Source organism: Psychrobacter sp. UBA2514 (assembly GCF_002341255.1).
Classification (GTDB): Bacteria; Pseudomonadota; Gammaproteobacteria; order Pseudomonadales; family Moraxellaceae; genus Psychrobacter; species Psychrobacter pacificensis.
Map to the genome: position 1 here is coordinate 1,748 of NZ_DDNS01000002.1, position 398 is coordinate 2,145.

Sequence of the window (398 nt, forward strand, 5' to 3'; positions counted from 1 at the left end):
TCTAAAATAACAGAACGATCATAATCCCTTCTATCAATCTTGCCGACTACTCTATAACCGTATTTATCAAGGTCACGCTTGAATGACGCGTTAGGGCTAGCATTGCGATACGCATTAATATTAGGGTGGGCATTGCCATTATTTTGATAATTGTTATGGTTGTAATCTTTACTAATGTGAGCAGAGTTACCCTTGCCATTTCCATGACCGTGCCCATTACCATGATTGTCTTTTGCCATAGCAGGCAGGCAAATCAATGAGCTTGCCGTAATGCCAGCGATGGTCAATAACTTTAAATTAGCTGTATTCATAATGTTATCCTTAAAATATGCGTTTGAATAATAGTAATGAGATATTTGAATGCGTTGTATAGTCAAGTCAATTTAAAAATGACACAA

General features: G+C 36.7%; 1 protein-coding gene. It reads right to left on the reverse strand.

The genetic code is table 11. The features are described from left to right. Positions 1 to 311 (reverse strand): hypothetical protein (locus B3V51_RS00055; RefSeq protein WP_286707737.1); only part of this gene is annotated, 311 nt, incomplete at its 3' end. Positions 312 to 398 lie beyond the last annotated feature (87 nt).